General features: G+C 50.0%; 22 protein-coding genes and 1 pseudogene. 18 read left to right on the forward strand and 5 right to left on the reverse strand.

The genetic code is table 11. The features are described 5' to 3' along the window. Both BUA28_RS15900 and BUA28_RS08670 read left to right on the forward strand, forming a co-directional pair. Positions 1–396 (forward strand): annotated as a pseudogene (locus BUA28_RS15900) (IS5/IS1182 family transposase); the annotation flags it as partial. A gap of 229 nt (positions 397–625) precedes the next feature. Next, the gene (locus BUA28_RS08670) at positions 626–2,101 is read left to right on the forward strand and encodes a lipopolysaccharide biosynthesis protein (RefSeq protein ID WP_072767729.1); all 1,476 of its coding nucleotides are present in this window, start codon (positions 626–628) and stop codon (positions 2,099–2,101) included. A gap of 173 nt (positions 2,102–2,274) precedes the next feature. On the opposite strand, the gene BUA28_RS08675 is transcribed toward BUA28_RS08670, so the two are convergent. Continuing rightward, positions 2,275–4,161 carry a hypothetical protein gene (locus BUA28_RS08675; protein WP_072767730.1) on the reverse strand — a complete coding sequence of 629 codons (1,887 nt, stop codon included), beginning with the start codon at positions 4,159–4,161 and terminating at the stop codon, positions 2,275–2,277. A gap of 355 nt (positions 4,162–4,516) precedes the next feature. Here BUA28_RS08675 and BUA28_RS08680 point away from each other — a divergent pair, with 355 nt between their 5' ends. After that, positions 4,517–5,554: an acyltransferase gene (locus BUA28_RS08680; protein ID WP_072767731.1), complete on the forward strand. Its 1,038-nt coding sequence runs from the start codon at positions 4,517–4,519 to the stop codon at positions 5,552–5,554. A 130-nt stretch (positions 5,555–5,684) separates the two neighbouring features. Here the strand turns inward: BUA28_RS08680 and BUA28_RS08685 are convergent, their stop codons facing one another. The 3 genes from BUA28_RS08685 to BUA28_RS08695 all read right to left on the reverse strand — a co-directional run bounded on the left by BUA28_RS08685 (position 5,685) and on the right by BUA28_RS08695 (position 8,621). Next, positions 5,685–6,317: an FkbM family methyltransferase gene (locus BUA28_RS08685; RefSeq protein ID WP_256598277.1), complete on the reverse strand. Its 633-nt coding sequence runs from the start codon at positions 6,315–6,317 to the stop codon at positions 5,685–5,687. Positions 6,318–6,640: 323 nt separating this feature from the next. Beyond that, the gene (locus tag BUA28_RS08690; RefSeq protein ID WP_072767733.1) at positions 6,641–7,528 is read right to left on the reverse strand and encodes an FkbM family methyltransferase; all 888 of its coding nucleotides are present in this window, start codon (positions 7,526–7,528) and stop codon (positions 6,641–6,643) included. A gap of 55 nt (positions 7,529–7,583) precedes the next feature. After that, positions 7,584–8,621, reverse strand: coding sequence for a glycosyltransferase family 4 protein (locus BUA28_RS08695; protein ID WP_083569943.1), 1,038 nt, complete (start codon positions 8,619–8,621; stop codon positions 7,584–7,586). 677 nt (positions 8,622–9,298) lie between these two features. On the opposite strand from BUA28_RS08695, the gene BUA28_RS08700 reads away from it, so the two are divergent. Continuing rightward, the gene (locus BUA28_RS08700) at positions 9,299–10,240 is read left to right on the forward strand and encodes a glycosyltransferase family 2 protein (protein WP_072767735.1); all 942 of its coding nucleotides are present in this window, start codon (positions 9,299–9,301) and stop codon (positions 10,238–10,240) included. Positions 10,241–10,339: 99 nt separating this feature from the next. Here BUA28_RS08700 and BUA28_RS08705 read toward each other — a convergent pair whose 3' ends face one another. After that, the gene (locus BUA28_RS08705) at positions 10,340–11,317 is read right to left on the reverse strand and encodes a sulfotransferase family protein (RefSeq protein WP_072767736.1); all 978 of its coding nucleotides are present in this window, start codon (positions 11,315–11,317) and stop codon (positions 10,340–10,342) included. A gap of 672 nt (positions 11,318–11,989) precedes the next feature. Here BUA28_RS08705 and cysC point away from each other — a divergent pair. From cysC to glmU, 14 genes are all read left to right on the forward strand, one after another. After that, positions 11,990–12,658 (forward strand): adenylyl-sulfate kinase, encoded by a 669-nt coding sequence (gene cysC / locus BUA28_RS08715; RefSeq protein ID WP_083569944.1) that lies wholly within the window; start codon positions 11,990–11,992, stop codon positions 12,656–12,658. Positions 12,659–12,787: 129 nt separating this feature from the next. Then, complete coding sequence (locus tag BUA28_RS08720) at positions 12,788–14,128, forward strand: putative O-glycosylation ligase, exosortase A system-associated (protein ID WP_072767738.1); 1,341 nt, start codon at positions 12,788–12,790, stop codon at positions 14,126–14,128. 129 nt (positions 14,129–14,257) lie between these two features. Beyond that, entirely contained in the window at positions 14,258–15,223 is a 966-nt protein-coding gene (locus BUA28_RS08725; RefSeq protein WP_072767850.1) for a polysaccharide deacetylase family protein, read from the forward strand. Between the two features lie 175 nt (positions 15,224–15,398). Then, positions 15,399–15,869, forward strand: coding sequence for a DUF3565 domain-containing protein (locus BUA28_RS08730; protein ID WP_072767739.1), 471 nt, complete (start codon positions 15,399–15,401; stop codon positions 15,867–15,869). Between the two features lie 352 nt (positions 15,870–16,221). Then, complete coding sequence (locus tag BUA28_RS08735) at positions 16,222–16,611, forward strand: ATP synthase subunit I (protein ID WP_072767740.1); 390 nt, start codon at positions 16,222–16,224, stop codon at positions 16,609–16,611. Between the two features lie 16 nt (positions 16,612–16,627). Beyond that, positions 16,628–17,434, forward strand: coding sequence for a F0F1 ATP synthase subunit A (gene atpB, locus BUA28_RS08740; protein ID WP_072767741.1), 807 nt, complete (start codon positions 16,628–16,630; stop codon positions 17,432–17,434). Between the two features lie 59 nt (positions 17,435–17,493). Next, complete coding sequence (gene atpE / locus BUA28_RS08745; RefSeq protein WP_004180856.1) at positions 17,494–17,766, forward strand: F0F1 ATP synthase subunit C; 273 nt, start codon at positions 17,494–17,496, stop codon at positions 17,764–17,766. A 37-nt stretch (positions 17,767–17,803) separates the two neighbouring features. Further along, on the forward strand, positions 17,804–18,274 hold the full coding sequence (locus BUA28_RS08750) for a F0F1 ATP synthase subunit B (RefSeq protein WP_072767742.1): 471 nt from the start codon (positions 17,804–17,806) through the stop codon (positions 18,272–18,274). Positions 18,275–18,277: 3 nt separating this feature from the next. Next, positions 18,278–18,814 (forward strand): F0F1 ATP synthase subunit delta, encoded by a 537-nt coding sequence (locus BUA28_RS08755; protein WP_072767743.1) that lies wholly within the window; start codon positions 18,278–18,280, stop codon positions 18,812–18,814. A 12-nt stretch (positions 18,815–18,826) separates the two neighbouring features. Continuing rightward, on the forward strand, positions 18,827–20,368 hold the full coding sequence (atpA, locus tag BUA28_RS08760) for a F0F1 ATP synthase subunit alpha (protein ID WP_072767744.1): 1,542 nt from the start codon (positions 18,827–18,829) through the stop codon (positions 20,366–20,368). A 3-nt stretch (positions 20,369–20,371) separates the two neighbouring features. Next, positions 20,372–21,253 (forward strand): F0F1 ATP synthase subunit gamma, encoded by an 882-nt coding sequence (gene atpG / locus BUA28_RS08765; RefSeq protein ID WP_072767745.1) that lies wholly within the window; start codon positions 20,372–20,374, stop codon positions 21,251–21,253. Positions 21,254–21,282: 29 nt separating this feature from the next. Next, a complete protein-coding gene (atpD, locus tag BUA28_RS08770; RefSeq protein WP_072767746.1) occupies positions 21,283–22,662 on the forward strand; it encodes a F0F1 ATP synthase subunit beta in 1,380 nt (459 codons plus the stop codon). 77 nt (positions 22,663–22,739) lie between these two features. Continuing rightward, entirely contained in the window at positions 22,740–23,159 is a 420-nt protein-coding gene (locus tag BUA28_RS08775; RefSeq protein ID WP_072767851.1) for a F0F1 ATP synthase subunit epsilon, read from the forward strand. Between the two features lie 342 nt (positions 23,160–23,501). Further along, positions 23,502–24,884 carry a bifunctional UDP-N-acetylglucosamine diphosphorylase/glucosamine-1-phosphate N-acetyltransferase GlmU gene (gene glmU, locus BUA28_RS08780; RefSeq protein ID WP_218587254.1) on the forward strand — a complete coding sequence of 461 codons (1,383 nt, stop codon included), beginning with the start codon at positions 23,502–23,504 and terminating at the stop codon, positions 24,882–24,884. The last annotated feature ends 178 nt before the right edge of the window (positions 24,885–25,062 follow it).

Consider the following 25,062-nt stretch of genomic DNA (forward strand, 5'->3'; position numbering starts at 1 on the left):
TCATTGGTGCAGACCCAGCGGCTGACGGGAATGATGCCGCGGGAAGCGTACGTGGACCGGGGCTATCGGGGCCACGGCATCGCCCTGGACGGGCTTAAGGTGTGGATCGCTGGTGCCAAACGGGGTGTCACCGCAGCCATCAGGAAGAAGCTCAAGCGCCGTAATGCCGTGGAGCCGGTGATTGGGCACATGAAAGCAGATGGGCGCCTGGGGAGAAACTTCCTCAAGGGCGCCCGAGGGGATGCCATGAACGCCTTGTTATGTGGCGCTGGGCACAACCTGCGCAAAATCCTGCGCCGGTTGGCGCTTTTGTACGCCCAAATCCTGGAATGCTTGCAATGCCTCGGACAAAAACAAAATGAAGAGAACCATCGATTAATGATGGAAGTTTGTTAAAGATGAGGTTTTTCAGGGACGACTATGTAGTGAGCAAAGTCAAAGCAAAGTTGCACTAGTCTGACCCGGAAAGAGTGATTGTAAATATTTGCGGTGAAATCGCTTGGCTTGGCTTCCAGGCAATATTGGAAAAACCATCAATCCTGGGCGCATGGCGAGTACAGCCAGTTCATGCGATGAATAATAAAGACAATGGCGGAATGTACGCTGCACCGTTAAATGTGAGTTCATGGATAAGCAGCAAAATCATATAGAGGTAATCGGCAAGGTTTTGTCCGGCGCTCGCTGGGCAGTGATACTGCGATTGTTTGGGCAGGCCATCAGCTGGCTCAGCACTATCGTGGTGGTGCGCTTTATCAGTCCAGAAGATTATGGGCTCAATGCAATGTTGGAAGCGCCACTGGAGCTTCTGGCATTGTTAAGCACATTTGGCCTTGACCTTGCGCTGGTCCGGTCGAAAAGCATTGAGCAGGAAGAATTGCGCAGCGTCTTCGGTTGGCTTTTGCTAATCAACGGTGTACTTTTTCTAGCATACTTTTTTGGCGGTGCCCTGATAGCAATTTATTTCGATGAACCACGTCTTGAGTTGTTGAGCAAAGTGCTGGCTTTTGTTTTCCTCCTTGCGCCTTTCAGGGTGATCCCCAATGCACTCCTGGATCGCAACCTGAAATTTAAATTGAGAGCCCTCGCGGAATTTATCGCAGGCACTAGCGCAGCAATCGCGACGCTGGTGCTTGCCATTCTGGGGGCCGGGGTATGGGCATTGGTAGCAGGCATGCTGATAAGCCGTATTCTTCTGGCTGTCATATTGATGATTCTGCAGCCTTGGATCATGGTTCCGTCCTTAAGCTTTTCCGCAGTGCGTGCGATGATGGTCTTCGGCGGCACATTATCGCTAGGGGGCGCAGTCGTTCTTGTTACCGACAAGCTCGCCACACTGATTGCGGGCCCTATCCTGGGTGCTGAATTACTGGGCATTTTTGCGGTCACTTTTCAGTTTGCCTTGCTTCCGCTTGCCAAAATCATGCCGGTAATTAACCCAATTATCTTTCCAGCATTTTCCAAATTCCAGGAGCAGAAAGAAGTGGCGGGGTACTATCTGGGGAGGTCATTCGGTATTGTATCGCTCGGCTTGTTCCCTATCATGATAGGTCTTGCCTGTATCTCCCAAGGGTTTGTGGAAACAGTGCTGGGCGCCAAATGGTCGGCAGTCGCCCTGCCGCTTGCGCTGCTGTCGCTTGTAATGCCATTTAGAATGACAACGTCTCTCCTCCGGCCGATATTGGCCAGCATGGGGCGAGCGGACCTGTCGCTGAAGTCCACGATCGCCGCGTTGATTATCTTGCTGCCTCTAATATTGATAGGTGCGCAATATGGAGTGATCGGGCTGGTTGCAGCCATAATGGCTACCGAATTGATTGTCGCTTTTTCCACTATCAGCATGAGCAAGGCTGTTCTAGGTGTTTCGCTCACAACGATAGCAGAAAGCTACCGCCCTGCCATCATTTCCTCCGCTGTCATGGCCGCTTGTCTTCTGGGCGCAAAAGCGGTGTTTGGGAGTCACGTCAGTCTTACCGGGTTACTTATCGACGTCAGTTTGGGCGCAATAATCTATTTTTTGACGCTACGAATTTTCTATGGTCGATTTCTGAAGGACGCAATTGGACTATTCCTGGGGAGGCGCAACAAAAGCTCCCCAGCATAGAAATTAACAGCATCTGGATACTAAAGATCTGTCGTGATTGCAATAATGCAAAACGAGTAGAAATGAAGATTACGAGGATTCGAAAGAAACCAGATTTTTCCTAACAGTTTTAGTGATTTCTTTTATTCAAATCCGATGAGCAAGTCTGCCGCAATCAGGGGCACAGCGGCTCGTTACTTCCAATAGACCAGTAGTAGATCGTCAATTTCTCTACGGTTTGTAAAGCCATTTTCATTCAGCGCACTTGAGACCTTAGAATCAAGGGTGGCAGATTTAGCGATAACGACCGATCGAAGATTGGTGTATCCCAACAGGGCCTGGAACTCCGGAAAACAATCAGGTTTGTCACCATTTACAAATTCCGATGCGCAGATTCGGTTATCAATCTCGGTACGGAGTCCACGTTCTCCAAACCATACTTTCTCTGCTTCATTGAAAACACGCATCTGTGGATACTTTGCACTCAGCATAGCGACAATACCACCCAGCGGTAGTGGCGCAAGCATGGGTCCTGGAGGGGTGACCGCGATTACCGCCAGGGCCACCCTTTGGGATGCAGGAGGCATTTTGTAGCGCGGCCATGCAAATTCAGTCCTTAAGTATAAAACCGAGGTGGTAAACGGTACAAAATGGGAAATGAAAAGGATAAAAAATGTGACGGAGATAAAACCTAATTGAACTGGTTTGGAGAATCGGCCTGCGTATTCAAAAAGTTTGGCTCCCGTTAGACCCAGTAAAAGCGGCAACGGATAGATATAGAATAGGCGCCAATAAATATTCGGCGTAGTTAAGTACTTGATTAAAAGTGGGGCAACAATGGGATTGAGAAATAAAACGATGGTCGCGACAACCCATACCAACGTGAATTTTCGGACTTTGCCTGAAGTCATCAGTAGCGCTAATACCGTGGAAACTATTAAAACAAGCGCCGTGGCAGGTCCTGATTTTTCGAAAAAGAAGCCTGCATGTCCTAAAAAAGTAACAGGAAAATCTTCGCTGATAGGACTATTCGTACCTACGTCAGAGTGTAAGTTGAAGAATGCCACCAAGGTATATACGATCAAATAACTCAAGCTGCATGAATAGAGAAATAAATTTTTTATAAACGTTTTATATTCACCACCGCTTACTGCTGCACAAGCTACGACAAGGACAACTGCTAAAGGCGGAAGAATTGCCATAGTGGAGCTTGTCGCACCCACCATGGCTGTAGTGGCTGCAAAAGTAAGCGCCCAGTCAGATGGAGAGGCCGTACGAAAGGAGTTGACTGTTGCTGCCGCAAATAAAGGTATTCCTATCGAAATAAAAAAAACTTTTCCGCTATAAATATTGGGAAACGACCACGTACCCGGAGTTCTGGACGTCTCGCCTAGTAGCAGAACAATTGCGACTGTAAATAGCGCGCCAACTACTGCCAACTTCGGATCAACAAATTGGCAAATAAGGTAATAGAGTGCGATTGGAATTAGACAGCCGAGCAAGGCTGGAGAAAATAGAAAATAAGCCGAGAGATAATCAATATTTAGAAAATATGCTATTACAGCCTGAGTATATTCAAAGGGCACGGAAGTGGCGACAAAGTATGACGTGAAGGGCTCACTACCGGTTTCGATGAAATGAATCGCGAAATCCATCGGCGAATCGGGATTTTGAAGATGGTAGACAGCATTAGGAACGTAATAAAAAAGATCTGTACTGATTTTAGTGGCGCCAGAATTAAAGAAACTTGCGAGAAATGCCCCGCCAAGGCAGATAATGACTAGAAACAATAATGTTTTCGGATCGTACCGGGTAACCTTTTTGTACTGCTCATGAAAAAAAATCCATACCAATAGTGGCATGACCAGCATTAAAAAAAGAGCCGTATAAGCATAAACTTTGAAAGTAATACCGGAAACCTGTGCAACATGAGTAAGTATAGTCAAGCAGGCAAGCAGACCCATTAGCCAAAATAGGACAGACTTTACTATAATGACACTTGTATAAGATTCGGGATTGTTATTAGTAAAATGCACTGTGATCTCCAAGTGACAATTGGTATAGCCGATTTTGACCAGCATTAATTCGAAACAGTATCAACGGATCACTCGGGAACATTCTGCACGAGGCGTTTTTAAAGGCTGATTTCGGAATTGTTTTAAGCGGGCCAAGTTCCATTCCGGACATCCTGGGGATGGAAGCCTTGCAGGGAATGGTGGATATCCCGCGGCTTGGGGCCGCGCCGGTATCAAGCGACTGCCTGGCAGTCTATCGTGCAGGCTTAAAAAGGAATAGCGGATTCTCCGCAGCGAGGGTTCCAAAAAATTACGGGCCGACGAGATTCGTTCTAACAAAATGTTTGCGCCGTTCGAACAATAGCTTATAAGACAATATCTCATCAATATATATTGATAGTTGGCCGGAAGATAGAGTTAATTGAATCGCATCCGCAGTGTTGACGTCATAAAGATAATCGCAGTTACCGGCGTAATTGTGATTCATGCTGCGCCATTCTCCGATACGTCGTTTGAAGGGAGCTTGTATAGACAGCTCGAAATCTTGTTAAGCCAATCATCAAGATTTGCGGTTCCCTTCTTCTTTGTAGTTTCAGGGTATTTTTTTGGCGTTAAGGAGCGTCGCAATAACCTAAAAACTATATCAACCACCGTCAGCACGGTAAAAAGATTGCTTTTAATTTTTGTGGCCTGGTCTCTAATATATCTTCTTCCGTATAACGTAGGTGCTATATATGAATATGGAATATCTGGCCCTTTTAAGGTCGCATACTGGAATTTGATAAGCCTGTCATCAGACCCGATTAGGTTGATTTTTCATGGCACAAAGGCTCATCTGTGGTTCCTGGCGGGACTTATATGGGCGGTGTTGTTCACGGGAGCGTTTCGATACCTGGAGCTATACAGAAGCATTTACATTATCGCGATCATTCTTTATATCCTGGGACTTCTTGGGCAGAGTTATGCTAACAGTCCATTTGGCATACATTTTAATTTCGACATACGCAACCATGTGTTTTTCAGTACTATTTTTTTTGTCACTGGCTACCGGCTATCAAACTACAAACCTGAGCCCCTCTGGTTTTCTCTGGGTGTCATGATTTTCGTTTTTGGAGCCGCGATTCACTTTACTGAAATTTATACATTATGGAAGTTATATGGGACAGACCCTAATACACATAGTTATACGATAGGAACCTACTGTATGGGCGTTGGAATCACATTGGCGGCTCTGTCAAACCCCCGTATTTTAAATATCGATATTCTTGCAAAGATGGGGAAATACGTCCTCGGCATCTATGTAATTCATTACATATTCGTTGATATCTTAAGTCCAGTTAGTCAACTCATATCCAATCCTTTATGGGAAATTGGGAAAGTCCTCGTTATTTTATTGCTGTCAGCTGGCGCCGCTATGCTACTTTCAAAAAACAAGTATATGAGGAAAATCGTCGAGTAGCATCCAGCGAAACCAGCCCCAGAACCTGCGCCCGGCAAGCGCTTCGATATCGACTTATTCCATAACGGGATCCGGTATTTCCTCGTTTGATCTCAGCCAGCGGGGCTCGCAATAAACGGAACGTTTGAGGTTAAGTGGGTCGCATCGTTAGCGATTTTGCCAGCGTTTGATAAGTGGGGCGATGGCCTGAAGCGTATCCGGATAAGTAGTATCGTGCCGGTTCGAAATGATTTTCCGCAGTAAAAGGCTCCAGGAACTTGTCGACGACAAGTTCCTTTCTAACAAAAAATGCATTCGCCCCGGATAAATTACAACCAACGAGGCAATATCCCATTCTATCCAGGTTGATTTCGAGGAATTTCAGAGAAACTCCAAAGCAGTCGTCTCCTTTCCATATATGCGTTTCCGCATAATCCATGCAGTACAGAACAGGTGGTGCAAACTTGGCGTTGTATTCAATTACAATCACCCTGGGTTTGATGCATGATATGGCGTTGAGAACATGATAATCATTCCCGTCGATGTCTATGGAAAGAAGGTCAATCTCGCTGTGTTTAACGTTCGCGGAGATCAAGTCATTAATATTTGCTTTAGTGATAAAGGATTCGATAACCGCTAACTTTCCCTGTTGAATGATTTCCGCAAAATGGGTGCGTATATTCGCGATGGAGCCGGAGGACGCATCAATCCATAAACCCTGCCAATCGTCGAAAAGAAGAGCAAGCGTATTATTTTCCAGGCCATTTCCAATCCCAAATTCCACGAATATCCTGTTGGTTGTGCCAATTCGGGTGAAAATTTCTCTTATGATCCCATCTTCATCATTTTGCGAATATATTTTCCCCCCGAAAGGTATAAGACTTTTAGGTATTTTGTAACGTACGCTTCCCCGCAAGCGATCTATTTCGGCGTGTATAGAAAGTTGATAGTTTCGGTCTGCTGTAATCGTGAGATCTTCCAGGGAGATCGTCAAATCATGTGCAATTTTTTTTAGTTTTGTTAGCATAATTCTAGCGGGCTCTCTTATTGCTCGAAAAGCAGTTCAGCAAGCTGACACCTGCTAGACTGCGTTACGAGATACAACCTCTATCGAGGACGGCATTCCAAGTTTTGATGAGGTCCGAATTCATTCGGATTATTGACCGGTATGGTTTTTCCTGTAACGAGGATTATGGAAACCTCATAATTCAGGGATTTCCAGAGCTCAAGCACTTCATCTGGCGATTGGCCAGCGCGTGCCAGATTGTCCAGGTCGAGTTCCATGAAAACAAGCGGGCGGAATCGCATGATTGTTTCTCGAGCACCCTCCAAAGCCTTTATTTCCGCGCCCTCGATATCAATCTTGATAATGTCTACGCACTCGACGCTTCGATCTCGGATATAGTCGTCCAGGCGGATTAGGGACACTCCCTCGGAAACTTGCTCTGCTTCTTCGGTCCTGCATGTATACAAGCTCGCGGCACCGCTGTTATTCATCTCTCCCGCTTGAGATGGCAGAAACAGAGTAGCTTCGCCTGGCTGGTCATATATCCCTTTCTGATTGAGGAAAACGTTTCCAAAATGATTCAGTTCGATATTACGTGCCAATCGGGCAAAATGATGTGCACTCGGTTCGAAAGCATGCACCTGTCCGAGTAACGCGCGACGTGCCGCCACGAGTGTAAATGTACCAATATTTGCTCCTATGTCTATGAAAATACCATTCTTGGGTAATTGACGTTTAAGAAGCACAATCACGCCTTCATCAGCTTCCTGAAAACCTTGCCAGAATACCTGAGACTCGATGTGGTCGGATAACGACGTAATAATTCGTATATTGTCGTCAAAAGTCGTTTCCAGCTCCAAAGGCGGGGTGGTCCGCGCGAAGTCGTACCGAAGCTTAAATATCAATCGCCAGGCCCAATCCTTTAAAACAGCTACCCCCAGTGCACTGCGCACAATAGTTTGTAACAGGCGAGCCCACACACTTAACATTGCTTATCAAACCCTTGGAACGCTATTGTGAATAAAATAGCAGCGGGACGATACATCATGATTCATCGATCCGGCAGCCTATCTGTGCTGTCTTGCGTAAAACGCCCACATGGCATTGCGCGCTTTTTGACCAGGAAAAATCCTCACCCCGGCGCAAACCTGACGCTACCCTCTCAGGTCTGTTTTTCATGTCATGACAGAACGCCAGCATGGCTTCCAGCAGCGCGTTCTCATCACGTGGGTCAACAGTCAAGCCCGCTTCTCCTGCGACTTCGGGGCATGCTGAAGTATCGGATGTAATAACTGGGCAGCCGCATGCCATCGCCTCGATGATGGGTATACCGAAGCCCTCATATAATGACGGAAAGATGAAAGCGAGCGCACGACAATAAAGATCGGCTAATTCGTCGGCCTTCAAAAAACCGGTGATTACGCGTACCCCATCAATGCCTTCATATTGCCGCGCACTATGTTCAGGAAGTTTTAACACGAGCTGAGCATTGTGGTTTCGTCTGAGCCTTCGAAATGCCCGCACAATTCTATGGATATTTTTGCGCGGTTCGCCATTGGAAATATGGAAAAAATAACCTTCTGGCTCCACTCCAGGCTGAGTGGTGAAAACTTCTTTATCCACTCCATGATGGCAAACGTAAATTTTTTCCGCCGAAACATTCGTAAATTGAACCGCTTCTTCTTTCACAAATGCGGAAACAGCGATAATGCCCGCCACCGCAGTATGAGCATCTTCCCACAATGCGCGTTTTCGGTTGGCATATCGCTCTGACATGATCAAACCTTTCAGTGTGCGAAAATATTCCCAGCCGTTTAGCGCCACAGGGGCGAAACCATGCACAGTCACGACCAAAGGAGGAAGATGGTTTCCCAAGAGAAAATGGGGAGGAGGATTGCCGCCGCCAGAACGGATATCCCAAAGCACATCCACTGATTTTGGCAGGGATCTCTTATCTATAAAAGGGATGACTGACACGCCTTGCCCAGGCAGATATCTCTGGACATTCTCGGCATAAACTCGGAAGCTTTGAGGGATGTCGGGACCCTGATAAACCCCAACGTACAGCTTGGTGTCTACCATTTATAGTTTATTACCTGGATGCGTTTTATTGTCAAGTCGACGTCTATGCCGTTTGGAGTGCTTACTCGCCAACAAGCGTGTCGCAGCCTCAATGCTGTGCTTTAGATGCACTATGCCTCTTCCGGAAGAAATGCTGCGGAGGTTTGTCGGCAACCGCTACCCATACTAATCAGTTCGATATTATTCTATTTACGGAACGTGGCGCGTGTTCTGAAGCGCTATTTTTCATCACCCTTGAAATGCGGGGCATTTGTGCTTCTTCTCCTCAAGAAAGGAAGTGAAATTCGTGCGATAGTTGCGAGTCAACAATAATTTCATTTCACGGAAATGTATCAGCTTACTGCATGAAAAAGGAGAAAAGTGCAGATTAATAAAATGGATCCGAATTTCCGGACCATCATTAAAGATGGTAGCCTGCTATAAAAATAAAAAGGAGCAGACATTGAGGGGGAATGAAAAAACAGAGCAAAACCGTCGGCGGGATATTCCGCTGTGCGTGAACAATCCCTTAAACTTGGATTCATGTTTCATGACTGAGGGTCTGCTATAGATAGTACACAGTTTAAATGGAATGTCTCGACCTGGATATATATAACTCCTAAATTTTGAATTAAGATTAAACCTCTTAGCCCTCTTGGCTCTTGCAGCTACCCTCTTATAAGAGATCACTTTCCAGCATGGCATCACTAAAGCCAACTGTTTCCATTATTATTCCTACCTATAATTGCGAGGCCTATATCGCGGAGACGCTCAATAGCGTACTCAGCCAGACCCTCGGCAATCTGGAATTAATCGTAGTCGATGACGGTTCTACGGATCGCACCTGTGAAATCGTCGCTTCCTATGGTTCGTCTGTTCGCCTCCTGGCGCAAGCCAACTCGGGCGTATGTGCAGCCCGCAATTATGGAATCCGGGAGGCATCAGGCCGATATATCTGCCTGATGGATCACGATGACTTTTGGTTACCCGACAAACTTGCACTTCAGGTGGAGCAAATGGAAGCCCATCCAGAGATCGGGTTGGTCTACAGCTCATTTATCTGGTGGCATCCCGACGAAAAAGGGATATTTCCTGATCCCGCCAGTATTGAAACGGCATCATCGCTGGGAGGCATCGACGAGGAGTTTTCGGGCTGGATATATCACTTGCTTTTACTTGATTGCTGGATATTGACCAGCGCGGCGCTAATACGCTCGGAGGTGTTCGATAAGTGTGATGCCTACGACGAATCTCTTCCCTATAGTGAGGATTGGGATCTTTGGTTGCGTATTTCCAGGGAGTATCAGGTTATTAAGTTGAACAAACCGTTAACCCTGTATCGCCAACACCCGAAACAGGGAAACCGTGTAGCGAGGACTATCGACTATCGGACTGAGCTGTTATGCAAAGCAGCGGTGAAATGGGGGCTATGCAGTCGGGATGGCCGTCGGATTACAGAGCGCGAGTTCGCCCAAAACATCGCCCGCTATCAAATGGAGTTTGGTCTCCGGCACCTCGCATCTGGTAACCTTAAGATAGCTAACCGTTTTTTGCTGAAGGCCTGGCTAAAGCATCCAATCAACTTGAAAATCCTTGCATATGTTCCTGCGGGCTTACTGGGGTGGCGGCCGAAGTGGTGAGTACCGCGAGTAAAACCTTGCGGTGTGCTTCAGATGATATTCCGTAATGGAAAAACCTCACAGTGATGGGATCAAGATCTTAGACGGGATCATGAATTCTCAATATTTGCGCAATACTTTCTCTATTAGCCAGAACGGCTTGGCTAGCAACCAGCTCCAAGAGGTATAAATCCGAAAAAACTTGATTCTGTAATCCGCGTGCTCCTGGTTGAGATTACGGATCTGCTCAAGTAATTCCACATTCCATTTTTTCCGATAAGCCGCGAAATCTGCCGCAACATTATCAATCAACTCGTAACGGCCATTATTTTCAACAGTCATTTCCAGGAAGATACGGTGCAGTTCGTGCGCCATTGATGGTAATGCCTCATCCTCATGCTTTAGCAATTCATCGGCCTTATGGTGGCGCAGATCGGGAGAGACAAAGTCATTAATGTTTTCTTTCGCTTCTTTTATGGATAGTGGAAAGACGAGATTTGCCTCCCGTTCTATTTTTGACAATACCTCGACAGGATTTTTTACAATCTGATCAAAGTCGACAAAGACCCTAGGCAACCCTCTCGAATGAAACTCGGCGGATAGCGAGTGGCTCAACCACAAAACCAGTGCTTTTTCTTTGGAAAACCCATCCCGTTTTTGTAAGGACGCGACCACCTCGAACGGATTCCTGTTCATGCAGATAAAAGTTGGCTGGGCCTGCCGGGCTTCAAGGATGGGAATCCATAAAGGCAGCAGCCGGCACATCCTCGGGTCCTTCAGCGCCCAGGCATAAGCGTCCGAAAAATCCCGTCTCACCAGTTTGTCCAATCGAGCAATGAACGGCTGAATCGCTTGATCCTTCCACCATCGGTCGCGCAGAGGCAACAAATCATCCCACTGCGAGCCCAGGTTCAATAGTAATTCATCATGTGTATCGACTATATCTTCATGTTCCCAGAATCCTTTTTCGTTAACACCTTTCTGGGGCGCATACAGGCGCTTCCCCATCTTGACGCCAACCTGGCTCAGCAACCCCGTCAGCAGCGAAGTGCCGCTACGATGCATGCCTAAAATGATCAATGCGTTGTTCTCTTTCACTCAAGTCCTCTGTTCATATACGCTTGTCCTTTGTCCGCACAGCATTCATCCATATCACGCCTTATGCACATAACGGCGACCCTACCGAAACGGTTTAGCCTGAATCTGCCCCCCACATCAAGCTTGCAAAAGAAGGTGAGGCTCAGGCACAAAAAATCCCTTTCAGTTATCGCTTAAGTTGCCGACGAATTGAAAAATGAGCGGGTAACTAATGGATTCAGGTTTAAGCATTGTAGACCAACTGTCGATAGTCGCACCAAAGGGGAATCAAAGAGGATTTATCAAAGAGGCTGAAAGGGTCTAAAATCAGATTGTGTGAGCAGCAGCTTGCTGCCATAATTATTTCAGCTTTTTAATGGTAAAACTCGGTCCTTGTGTTCAATCTGAGAATGGAGGGATCAGGTCCCAAGGGTTCGTCAGAAGCACGGATAATTTTCAGAAACCTTCATGGCGAGAAGCTTCCGCATCAAGTAATTTCCCACCCGATATCGCCTTTGCTGCACCAGAATTTGGAGGCAGGAATTTATCAGTCGAAACATTTTCTCCATTATTTCAAGTCCAAGGGCGAGCCGATCGGTTGAATAAATCAAAGATTCCGATCCTTGAGCCGTTAATGAACGGGCGCAGCTATAATTCTGGACAGCCGGAAACGGAGAGTTGCAGGTTGACAACATGAATAACAATACAGTGTGGCATAGCGCCACGATAACCCGTGCTCTCCGTGAGCGGTTGAATGTGCACCATTCGGCGGTGCTGTGGTTCACCGGCCTTTCCGGTTCGGGTAAATCTACATTGGCTCATGCGGTGGAGGAAAAGCTATACCAGTTGGGTTGTCGCACTTTTGTCCTGGATGGTGATAATGTGCGACAGGGCTTATGTTCGGATCTCGGTTTTTCGGTACAGGATCGGTCCGAAAACATCCGCCGCATAGGCGAAGCGGCAAAACTGCTGGTCGAGTCCGGCGTGATCGCGATGACGGCTTTTATTTCGCCGTTTCGGGCTGACCGTCAAAGGGCACGTGGGATTTTTCCCCACGGCGATTTCATCGAAATTTTTTGTGAGGCCAGCCTGGAAGTGTGTGAGCAGCGTGATGTGAAACGCCTCTACCATCGCGCGCGAACGGGCGAGGTAAAGGAATTTACAGGAATTTCATCGCCGTACGAGGCCCCGCTCAATCCGGAACTTGCAGTTAAAACGGGTGAATTGCCCCTTGAAGAGTGTGTCGCGCAGGTGATTGAATATCTGAAACAGCGGAATGTCTTCAGGGAGAACCTGGGCAGCAACGACGCAAATAGATTTCAAGCCGGACGAAGCAGAACCGTGAACAGCACCACTGATTAACTATTGCTTTATGCAGGGTCGAATGTCATTGAGCCAGACCATTCTGGCGTGATTGACTCTCCGGAACAACCCCTTCTTTTCTTTGCCTCATAAAGAGATGCGAACAGTTCAAAGTCTTGTCATGCAAACATGAGAGACATTCTCGTCACCCTGATCGTTTTCGGTTTTCTGCCCACCATCTTCAAAAAGCCGCATAGGGGGGCATTGATGTGGGTGTGGATCAGCGTCATGAATCCCCATACTCAGGCGTGGGGATTTGCGACCACCTTTCCCTTCGCCGCTGTCATTGGCGGTGTCACATTACTAACGCTTATAGCTACCAAGGAGCCAAAAAACCTTCCGATAACGTCGCTGACCTGGATTTTCATCGCTTTCGTGTTGTGGATGAACGTGAGCACTGTATTTTCTATTTATCCCGAGCTTGTGTATGACCAGTGGAGCAAGGTGATGAAGATCATGCTGATGACCTTTGTCGTCATCATGCTGATCAGGACAAAAGACCATATAAATTGGCTTATCTGGATAATCGTGATCTCGCTTGGCTATTATGGCGTAAAGGGCGGTATCTTCACGGTAGTAGGCGGTGGGGTGGACATGGTCCTGGGACCGGAAGGCACCTTTATCGGGGGGAATAACGAAATCGCCATGGCGCTTATCATGACTATTCCCCTGATGCACTATCTGCAGACGATTTCCCCCAAGCTATGGGTGCGTTATAGCCTCACAGCGGCCATGATGCTTTGCGCGCTTGCCGCGCTCGGTTCGTATTCGCGGGGGGCGTTGCTGGCGATTGCAGCGATGGTTGCTTTTCTATGGCTTAAAAGCCGGCATAAAGCCCGGATGGGCGCGTTGTTTATGCTCGCTATTCCGCCAGCGCTCGCCTTCATGCCCGCTCAGTGGACCGAAAGGATGGATTCCATTAACAATTTCGAGGAGGACGGCTCCGTCCAGGGCCGTTTCAATGCCTGGTGGATGGCATACAATCTGGCCAAGGACCACCCGTTGACCGGCGGCGGTTTCGAAGTCATTACGCCTGCACTATTCTGGGCTTATGCGCCTAATCCCACGGACATACATGCCGCCCACAGCATTTATTTCCAAGCCCTCGGCGAGCATGGTTTTGTCGGCCTGGGGTTATACCTGCTGCTGGGGTTATATACGTGGCAAACGGGTTCATGGATCATTCGCAATACAAAAAAACTCGAGGAATACAAGTGGGCCTCAAGCCTGGCAACGATGATTCAGGTGTCAATTATCGGCTTTGCGGTAGGTGGGACATTTCTTAGCCTGCTCTATTACGATGTGCCGTATTACCTTATGGGCGCCATGATAATCACGCGTGTTCTGGTAGAAAAAGAACTTAAGCAGAGAGCGTTGTCGCTGGCCGGCAAGAAAGGTACAGGCTCGCCACGACACCTGGGTACCTTGGAGCCATCTCCCCCGCAACCCATTACCCGGGACTCAAGCTAGGATATGTATATCGGTAAGGATGTTCTCCTGTAAATTCCATAGCATCAGCATTCCGGAATTTCGCCCATGCCGGCGCATGAATCTGATTACGCTGCAAATCACCCGAACCCTATGCAACCTCGAATCCTAATGCCGAGCCGCGCGCTCCTGCACCTGTTTTCTCCCGGCGGCGCGCGCAATCGTTTGTCGATACTGATCTATCATCGCGTATTGCCTCGGCGGGACCCGTTATTTCCGGAAGAGGGTCATGCGGAAGACTTTGACCGGCACATGGAACAGCTTGCGGGTTGCTTCAGGATAATACCGCTCTCGGATGCAATACAAGGCCTGCGCCGTGGGAAGTTGCCGCCGCGCGCCGCCTCCATCACCTTTGACGACGGCTACGCCGATAATGCGGAAGTCGCCTTGCCGATTTTGAAAAAACATGGCATTTCGGCTACTTTTTTTGTGGCGGCCAGTTTCCTCGATGGCGGGAGGATGTGGAACGACACAGTCATCGAATTGATCCGCCATGCAACCACAGGTATAATCGATCTCCGCAGTCTGGGGTTGGGGCAATTCGAGATTGAGACTATTTCCCAGCGTCGTCAAGCCATCGAGTATCTGTTAGGTGAGCTCAAGTACTTGCCTCTCGAGATGAGGCAATCGAAAGTAGAGGGGATGGGCGGGCTCATTTCCGTCACCCCGGGTTCCGGCAGCAATCTCATGATGACCTCGGATCAAGTCAGGGCTCTGCACGAGGCAGGGATGGAAATTGGCGGACATACCGCTAGCCATCCCATTCTTGCAAAAATGGAAAATAGCGCAGCTTGTGCCGACATCGCCCATGGCAAGGAAATACTTGAGGGCATTATTCGCGCGCCGGTACGGCTTTTCGCTTATCCAAACGGAAAACCGGGACAAGACTATTTGCCAGACCACGTCAGGATGGTTAGGGACCTGGGCTTCGATGCGGCGGTTTCAACTGCTCATGGCGCAGCAAGGATGGGCAGTGATTTATATCAGCTCCCGCGGTTTACCCCATGGGATCGGGGGCCGGTACGTTTAACCCTTCGGATGGTTCAAAATATGCTCAGGACCGTGGAAACGGTTTAGCAGCATCCACATAAGCTCATCTGCATTTCATATCCCGAGTTCGGGATTGCCTCATTAACCCTTCTTTCCCGGAAAGAATCAGGCTTGGCAGCAGGAAGCCATCTTCAGAAAACGAGTCTGATAAGCAATCTGTTCCAGAACTTGGCCAATAAATTTAACGGTACCCTCATTACTTATGGAAAGACCAATTACAGGATTTGACCTGGACAGCGAAGGCGACCCGAGAGCGCTCCTCAGTTGCGGCCATGCGCAGCATGTACGGCATAATCCGCCCTTTATCAATCGCCCGTGGGTTATTACCGAGGAAGGCCGTAATGAAATGATAGGAAAAATGCTCAATTGCGTTCGGTGCGATAAGTTCGAGATGCCGGATGGCTTTATTCCGTACAAGCGGACGCCTGTGTTTACGGAGGAATCGGTTCCCGCTGCGTTGAGGAAGGACCACTCCACGAAAGCCGGTGTATGGGCAAAAATAACGGTTCTGGAAGGAAAGCTCCGATATCGCGTAGCCGCTCTGAACGCAGACACCGAGGTGTCTGCTGACAACCTCGGAATCGTTGTGCCGGAGGTTCCGCATCACGTGGAACTTCAAGGCGCTGCGCGTTTCTTTGTCGAATTTTACCGCGCACCGGACCAAAATTTGTAATATCCGGGCGTTACTGCTCATAAAGCCATCCGCAACCGACGGAGAACGAAATCCCGGCGCCCTATACCTTCTTGTAGCTGCTTTATGGCTAAAGCGTATGACTGGCGCAGTTCTACCCCCAAAATGCCGCTAGTATTACCTACTCCAAGGGTGGTTTTAATTGACTGTCGCGCTCAAGAAGTTTAGAATCCGCGTGTTTTGAAATCAGCCAACGTCGGGTTCCGCAATCCGGCAGGGGCTAAAAAACCCGAAGAGGGCGCCGGCCGGGAACGAAAATCAGGTCTTCCGAAACAGAATGGTAATTCGCCTGGCTTCACGCTAGTCAGTTGCCTCTGACAGACACCAGAAAACAATGCCTTTGATACGAAACAAGCCAGTGCGCATTGTCATGCGCTGGCAACTGATCGTCACTATGGCGATGGTGGTGGGTCTTGGCCTGTTGTGGGGATTTCATGGCGCCGCTTCCGCATTACTGGGGGGTGCGGTCAGCCTGGTTTCCGCAGCGGCTTTTTCGGCAATCATTTCACGGTACAGCGGCTCTACCGCAACGAGCGTCTTGATAACGGCGCTAAAAGCGGAGGCGGTGAAAGTTGTCGTCATGATTGTCCTGCTTTGGCTGGTGTTGACGCTTTACAAGGATGTTGTCGCGGCCGGGTTTATCGGAACATTCGCACTGACGGTCCTGATTTTCGCAATGGCGTTATTTGTAAGGGACGACGCAAAGGTTGCCCGAATTAAATAGTTTGAATAGGCAAAAAATGGCATCGGATAAGGAACTCACCCCAACCTCATACATGGATCACCATCTGACGAACCTGACCAGTTCGGTAGGTGAAGGCTCGTTCTGGACGTTGCATGTGGACACCCTCGTGATGTCGTCGCTGATCGGTATCATCAGCTTCGGCTTCCTGTGGTGGGTGGTCCGCGGCGCGACCTCCGGCGTTCCCGGCAAACGCCAGGCATTTGTCGAGCTGGCCATCGAGTTTGTTGATAACCAGGTCAAGAGCACTTTCCATGGCGATCGGCACGCCTTTGTCGCGCCTGCGGCGCTAACGGTGTTTGTCTGGGTGTTCATGATGAGCGCACTGGACTTTTTGCCGATTGATATCATGGCTTCGGTCTATGAACTATTGGGGCTGCACAACTGGCGCAGTGTTCCGACCGCCGATGTGAATACCACATTTGCGCTGGCGCTTTCCGTATGGCTGCTGATGATTTTTTTCAACATAAAGGTCAAGGGGTTGGGCGGCTGGATACATGAGCTGGTTTGCACTCCCTTCGGCAAGAATCCCTTACTGTGGCCGGTCAACCTGCTGTTCAATCTGGTTGAATACGTTTCCAAGCCGCTTTCCCACTCCCTGCGTCTTTACGGAAATATTTACGCCGGGGAAATTATTTTTCTGCTGCTCGGCATGTGGGCTGCCACCGGTTTGGCCGGTACGCTATTCGGCACGGTGCTTGGTGCGGGATGGGCCATTTTCCATATTTTGATCGTTACGCTCCAAGCGTTTATTTTCATGATGCTGACGGTCGTTTATCTTTCCATGGCGCACGAATCCCACTGATTCAGCTTCACCCCGCTTTCCAGATTACTATTTACTACCACGAAGAGAGGAAAATCGAGATGGACAATTTGCAATACTTGGCGATGATTCAGGCCTATACAGGCATTGGTATCGGTCTGATGATCGGCCTTGGCGCAGCCGGCGCCTGTATCGGTATCGGTATCATGTGCAGTAGCTTCCTTGAAGGCGCTGCGCGTCAGCCCGAAATGATTCCGACACTGCAAGGCAAAGTGTTCCTGTTACTCGGGTTGATCGATGCCTCGTTTATTATCGGTGTTGGTCTGGCCATGCTTTTTGCGTTCGGTAATCCATTGCTGGCCGTCATCAAATAATAATGCCCCTTCCCGGTACCATTATCAGAGACTAGCCATGAATATCAACTTGACGCTTCTTTCCCAGGCAATGGCCTTCGCCATTTTTATCTGGTTTACAGTTAAATTTGTCTGGCCGCCGTTGATGCGCGCTATCGAAAACCGGCAGAAAACGATTGCGGATGGGTTGGCTGCAGGCGAGCGAGGTAAAAGCGAACTTGAATTGGCCAGCCATCGTTCCGCTGATGTCGTTAGGGACGCCAAGCAGCGAGCAGCCGAAATTATTGCTCAGGCGGAGAAACGCGCTTCCGAGATTGTCGAGGAAGCAAAGTCGGCGGCGAAAGATGAGGGCGGCCGCATCCTTACCGGCGCCAAGGCCGAGGTCGAGCAGGAAGTATTTCGTGCAAGGGAAACGTTGCGGCAGAACGTGGCGGACCTGGCCTTGGCCGGCGCCGCAAAAATTTTGCGCCGCGAAGTAGATGCCAAAACGCACGCGGATTTGCTCGCATCCATCAAAGCGGAGCTCTAGGCGATGGCCGAAACGCGCACGATCGCACGGCCTTATGCTGAAGCCGTTTTCAAGTTGGCAAAAACCAGCGGCACACTTCCCGCCTGGTCGGAAATGTTGCAGCTTCTAGCGGCAATAGCGATGGATGAGCGAATTCAGGCGCTTGTCGGTAATCCTAAAGTCCCGCCTAAACGGTTGGGCGAGTTGCTTCTCGGCATATGTGACGACCAACTCACCGATGAAGGCCGCAATTTTGTTTTACTGCTTGCGGAAAACAGCAGGGTAGAAGTATTGCCCGAGGTGAGCGAGATGTTCGAACAACTCAAGACCCGCCACGATGGGGTATTGGACGCAAAAGTGACTTCCGCGTTTGCCATGAGCGATGCTCAATTGAAAGATCTGGTGGCCGACCTCGAGGCCAGGTTCAAGCGCAAGATAGAAGCCAAAGTAAGCATCGATCCGGAATTGATAGGCGGGGTGAAAGTTGAAGTCGGCGACGAGGTGCTTGACGCTTCCGTACGAGCTAAACTGGAAGCCATGGCTGTTGCACTTAAAAGCTAGGAGCTATTTGAAATGCAGTTAAATCCATCCGAAATCAGTGAGCTGATTAGAAGCAGAATTGAAGGGCTCCCCGCTTCTGCGGAAGTTCGCACTCAGGGAACCGTTGTGTCGGTGACCGACGGGATCGTGCGTGTTCACGGTCTCGCGGACGTGATGCAGGGCGAAATGCTGGAATTTCCCGGCAATACCTTCGGTCTCGCCCTCAACCTTGAGCGCGACTCCGTTGGCGCGGTAATCATGGGCGAATACGAGCATATCACCGAAGGCGATATCGTCAAATGTACCGGCCGTATTCTTGAGGTCCCGGTGGGTGAGGAGCTGATAGGCCGGGTAGTGAACGCGTTGGGGCAGCCGATCGACGGTAAAGGTCCGATAAACACGAAACGTTCTGAGCCGATTGAAAAAATAGCGCCCGGTGTTATCTGGCGTCAATCGGTGAATCAACCCGTGCAGACAGGGCTTAAATCCATTGACGCCATGGTTCCCGTTGGGCGGGGACAGCGTGAATTGATCATCGGTGACCGCCAGACAGGCAAGACCGCGGTTGCGATAGACGCAATCATAAATCAGAAGGGCGAGAATATGACTTGCATCTACGTTGCGATCGGACAGAAGGCCTCGTCCATCAACAACGTCGTTCGCAAGCTGGAAGAACACGGCGCAATGGAATACACGATTGTGGTGGCGGCCACCGCGTCGGAGTCGGCAGCGATGCAATTTATTGCGCCTTACTCGGGTTGCACCATGGGCGAGTATTTCCGCGACTCGGGTAGAGACGCACTCATCATTTATGACGATCTGACGAAGCAGGCATGGGCCTATCGCCAGATATCGCTACTGCTGCGGCGTCCGCCTGGACGCGAAGCTTATCCCGGCGACGTGTTTTATCTGCACTCGCGCCTGCTGGAACGCGCAGCGCGGGTAAGCGCGGCCTGGGTGGAAAAAGCAACCAATGGCGAGGTCAAAGGGAAGACCGGTTCACTTACGGCACTTCCGGTGATCGAGACTCAGGCGGGCGACGTAACCGCTTTCGTTCCCACTAACGTTATTTCGATTACCGATGGCCAGATTTTTCTGGAAACCGATTTGTTCAATGCGGGTATTCGCCCTGCTATCAATGCCGGCGTTTCAGTGTCGCGCGTCGGCGGTGCTGCGCAGACAAAAGTTATCAAGAAGCTGGGCGGCGGCGTGCGTCTCGCGCTGGCGCAGTATCGCGAACTCGCGGCATTTGCGCAATTCGCGTCCGATCTCGATGAGGCCACTCGCAAGCAATTGGAACGGGGCAAGATGGTGACCGAATTGATGAAGCAGCCGCAATACGCCACCTTGAGCGTATCCGAGATGGCACTCACCCTGTTCGCTGTCAACAAGGGATATCTGGACGATGTTGAAGTCAAGCGTGCCCTTGCGTTCGAGTCGGCGCTGAAAGGCTTTATACGCAGCAAGTATGGCGCCATCATGGACAAGATAGAAACCACCAAGGATATGAACGCAGAGACCGAGAAGGCGCTCGACGCTGCGATTCAGGATTTCAAGAAGAACGGAACATACTAACCCATGGCCGGCAGCAGAGAAATACGCAACAAGATCAAAAGCGTAAAGAACACGCAGAAGATCACGCGCGCCATGGAAATGGTAGCGGCCTCCAAAATGCGCAAGGCGCAGGAGCGCATGAAAAAGGCGCGTCCATATGGCGAGAAAATCCGTAACGTAGCCGCGCACATGAGCCGGGCCTATACCGAGTATCGCCACCCGTTTCTGATAGACCGTGATACGGTGAAACGGATCGGTATCGTCGTCGTTACTTCCGACAAGGGATTATGCGGCGGACTCAACACGAACGTGTTGCGCATGGCGATAGGTAAGATGAAAGCGTGGGAAGCGGAAGGCGAGCAGATTGAAGCGTGCTGCATCGGCAACAAGGGTTTTGGATTCATGAACCGGCTCGGTGCCAATGTCATTTCGCATGTCGTAGGCCTGGGCGATGCGCCCGATCTCGAGAAACTGATCGGTGCGATAAAAGTCCTGCTGGATGGCTATACCCAGGATCGCTTCGACCGCGTGTATATTTTTTATACGCGCTTCATCAATACGATGAAGCAGGAGCCGGTGATGGAACAATTGCTTCCACTTTCCGACGAGCAGCTCAAAACGGGCGATGGTCCGACGGGACAGCGGGGCGTATGGGATTACATTTACGAACCTGAAGCCAAGCCTGTTATCGACGACGTAATGGTGCGGTATGTCGAGGCCCTTATTTATCAGGCGTTGACGGAAAACATGGCATCCGAGCAGTCCGCACGAATGGTGGCGATGAAGGCGGCGTCGGACAATGCCGGCAATGTCATAAACGAATTGACGCTGATTTACAACAAATCGCGCCAGGCCGCTATCACCAAGGAATTGTCGGAAATCGTCGGTGGCGCGGCAGCGGTTTAATATTTTGATATAGCATTTTAGGGAACAACATGAACCAGGGAAAAATTGTTCAGTGTATCGGGGCGGTGGTTGACGTCGAGTTTGCGCGCGAAGAAATGCCCAGAGTATATGACGCGCTTGTGCTTGAGGGAACAGAGTTGACGCTTGAAGTGCAGCAGCAGTTGGGAGATGGCGTGGTGCGCACGATTGCGCTGGGATCTTCGGATGGGCTGCGCCGTGGCATGATGGTTACGAATACCGGCGAACAGATCAAGGTTCCCGTCGGCACCAAGACCCTGGGCCGGATCATGGACGTTCTTGGCAGGCCTATAGACGAGATGGGCGATATCGGCGCCGAAAAAACCATGTCGATTCACCGGAAGGCGCCCGCATTCGACGAGCTTTCCGCCTCTACGGAATTGTTGGAAACCGGCATCAAGGTTATCGATCTGGTCTGCCCGTTCGCCAAAGGCGGAAAAGTAGGGCTGTTTGGTGGCGCGGGGGTGGGCAAGACCGTCAACATGATGGAATTGATCCGTAACATCGCCATCGAGCACAGCGGTTTTTCGGTATTCGCGGGTGTCGGCGAACGGACTCGCGAAGGCAACGATTTCTACCATGAAATGAAAGACTCGAATGTGCTGGATAAGGTAGCGCTGGTTTACGGCCAAATGAATGAGCCACCCGGCAACCGGCTGCGGGTGGCCCTGACGGGCCTGACCATGGCAGAATATTTCCGTGATGAAGGGCGGGACGTGCTGCTTTTTGTGGACAATATCTACCGTTTCACCCTGGCGGGGACTGAAGTATCGGCTTTGCTGGGCCGGATGCCCTCCGCAGTGGGTTACCAGCCGACGCTGGCCGAGGAAATGGGTCGGCTTCAGGAGCGTATCACATCCACCAAATCCGGCTCCATCACATCGATCCAGGCTGTATATGTTCCAGCGGACGATTTGACCGATCCCTCGCCTGCAACAACATTCGGTCACCTGGATGCAACCGTAGTGCTATCGCGCGACATCGCGTCGCTGGGCATTTATCCAGCGGTGGATCCGCTCGATTCCACATCGCGGCAGCTTGATCCGCTCGTGGTTGGCGAAGAGCACTATAATACCGCGCGCGACGTGCAGCAAACTCTGCAGCGCTACAAGGAGTTGCGCGACATTATCGCCATTCTTGGAATGGATGAGCTTTCTCCCGAAGACAAACTGGCTGTGGCCAGGGCGCGCAAGATTCAGCGTTTTCTTTCGCAGCCGTTTAACGTGGCCGAGGTATTTACCGGCTCACCCGGAAAATATGTATCGCTGAAGGAAACCATCAAAGGTTTCAAAGGCATTGTTGCCGGCGAATATGATCACCTGCCGGAACAGGCGTTTTACATGGTTGGCGGAATAGACGAAGCAGTCGAAAAAGCCAAGACGTTACAATAGAAAAGATATGCATGAATCCGGTCTTCTCTTTATGAACAATAACGAGAGAAGCCAATCAATGCTGAATGGAAGCTAAAATGGGTGTGTTTCACGTTGATATTGTCAGTGCCGAGGAATCGATATACTCCGGCCCTGCTGAGTTCCTGGTAGCGCCGGCAGAGGCGGGGGAAGTGGGGATTTATCCGCAACATACACCGATGCTGACAAGAATCAAGCCGGGGTCGGTACGCATCAAGGCGCCTCTGCAAGAAGAGGAACTGGTCTATGTTTCCGGCGGTATGCTCGAAGTTCAGCCGGACGTAGTAACCATTCTTGCCGACACGGCTGTGCGGGGCGCCGATCTCGATGAATTGAAGGCGATTGACGCCAAGAAACGGGCAGAGGAAGCCATGAGAGACCGGTCTTCCGCAATGGACTATGCGCGGGCACAGGCTGAGCTAGCCGAAGCAATCGCGCAATTGGCCACCATTCAGAGATTGCGAAAAGGCGGGCACTGATAACCGGGGCTCCAGACATAAAAAAAGGCGGCGACAACCGCCTTTTTTTATGTCTGAATAAGCCGCACGATGGCAAATAGCCCGCAAAACAAAATGCTTGTACAACGTCAAGCCTGTCAAGCGTAGCACCACGCTTAGCACCACGCCTGATGCTAAGGCAGGCTGTAGATGGATTCTGATCCCATGATGTGATAAATTAGCTTACCAAAGTTATCGGCACGACGTTGTCGCCTTTATCGTGCATATGTTGCCGAATATTATCATCGTGCGGCAAGGCGTATAAATCAGATAGACGTCTGCTGTTCGCCAGAATTTCCTTTCGTTGACCGCACTTTCATTGACGTGTCTAAACTGAATATCGTAATTCTCGCTGCCGGACTCGGCAAGCGCATGAACTCGGCTTTGCCCAAGGTTTTGCATCCACTCGCAGGCAAGGCTCTGCTGGCACATGTGCTGGATACAGCTCGTGCGTTGTCGCCCCAAGGAATTTGTATTGTTTATGGTCATGGCGGCGAAGCCGTCCCGGACGCGATAAATGACAAAAGCCTCAGCTGGGCGCAGCAGGTGCCGCAACTTGGCACCGGTCACGCGGTGAAGCAGGCGCTGCCCCATCTGGATGAGCATGGTATGACACTCATCCTGTATGGCGATGTACCGCTTACCAGCATCGAAACGTTAAAAAGACTGATCTCGACCGCCGGAGAAAAAACCATTGGCTTGCTGACTGTGGAGTTAGCCGATCCCTGCGGTTACGGCAGAATCGTGCGCAATGGCGAAACATGCGAGGTCGTCGCCATTGTCGAAGAAAAAGACGCAACTGCGGCCCAGCGGCAAATCCGCGAAATCAACACCGGCATTATGGTGATTCCTAACCGGTATCTTCATGGCTGGCTGCACAAGCTGGAAAACAAAAACGCGCAAAAGGAATATTACCTTACCGACATTATTGCGATGGCAGTCAAGGACGGCGTCAGAATAAAGGTCGCTCAACCGGCCCATGCCTGGGAAACAGTTGGCGTCAACAGCAAGGCACAGCTCGCGGCGCTTGAACGGGTCTACCAGAACCAGTTTGCAGCAAAATTACTCGAGCAGGGTGTGACGCTGGCGGATCCCGCCCGTATCGATATTCGCGGCCAGCTCGTCTGTGGCAGGGATGTGGAAATAGACATCAACTGTATTTTCGAGGGCGACGTGCAGCTGGACGATGGCGTGAAAGTGGGCGCTCACTGTATCTTGAAGAATGTTAAGATCGCTGCCGGATCGGCAATCGCGCCATTCAGCCTGATCGAAGTGGCTGAAATCGGAAATAACTGCCGAGTTGGACCTTACGCACGTATCCGTCCCGGAACCAGGCTAGATCACGACGTCCATGTCGGTAATTTCGTCGAAGTCAAAAATAGCAGCATCGCCGCCGGCAGCAAGGCAAATCACCTGAGTTACATCGGCGATGCCGTAATCGGAAAAAACGTCAATATCGGTGCCGGCACGATTACGTGCAATTACGATGGTGCCAATAAATACCAGACGATCATCGAGGATGATGTTTTTGTTGGCTCCGATACTCAACTGATCGCACCGGTAACAGTAGCGCAAGGTTCCACCATCGGTGCCGGCTCAACCATCACCAAAAACACGATGCCGAATAAATTGACGCTGTCGCGAGCCAGGCAACTGAGTATCGAGGGCTGGCAGCGACCTGTTAAAAAACCGAAGAGTGAGAAATGAACACTGGAACTGGAACAGCGGAATTTTCCGGATTATATTTCATTGTCAAACCCTGTTTATCTCGCAAGTAACAGATATTTCTTCATTCCGGGCTCTACCTGGAATCCATCCAAGTCAACAGTGACGCGCGTAAGGTACTGCTTGTACATCATCGGATACTCGCTCTCTCCAGTATGAC

Source organism: Nitrosospira sp. Nsp11 (assembly GCF_900142705.1).
Classification (GTDB): Bacteria; Pseudomonadota; Gammaproteobacteria; order Burkholderiales; family Nitrosomonadaceae; genus Nitrosospira.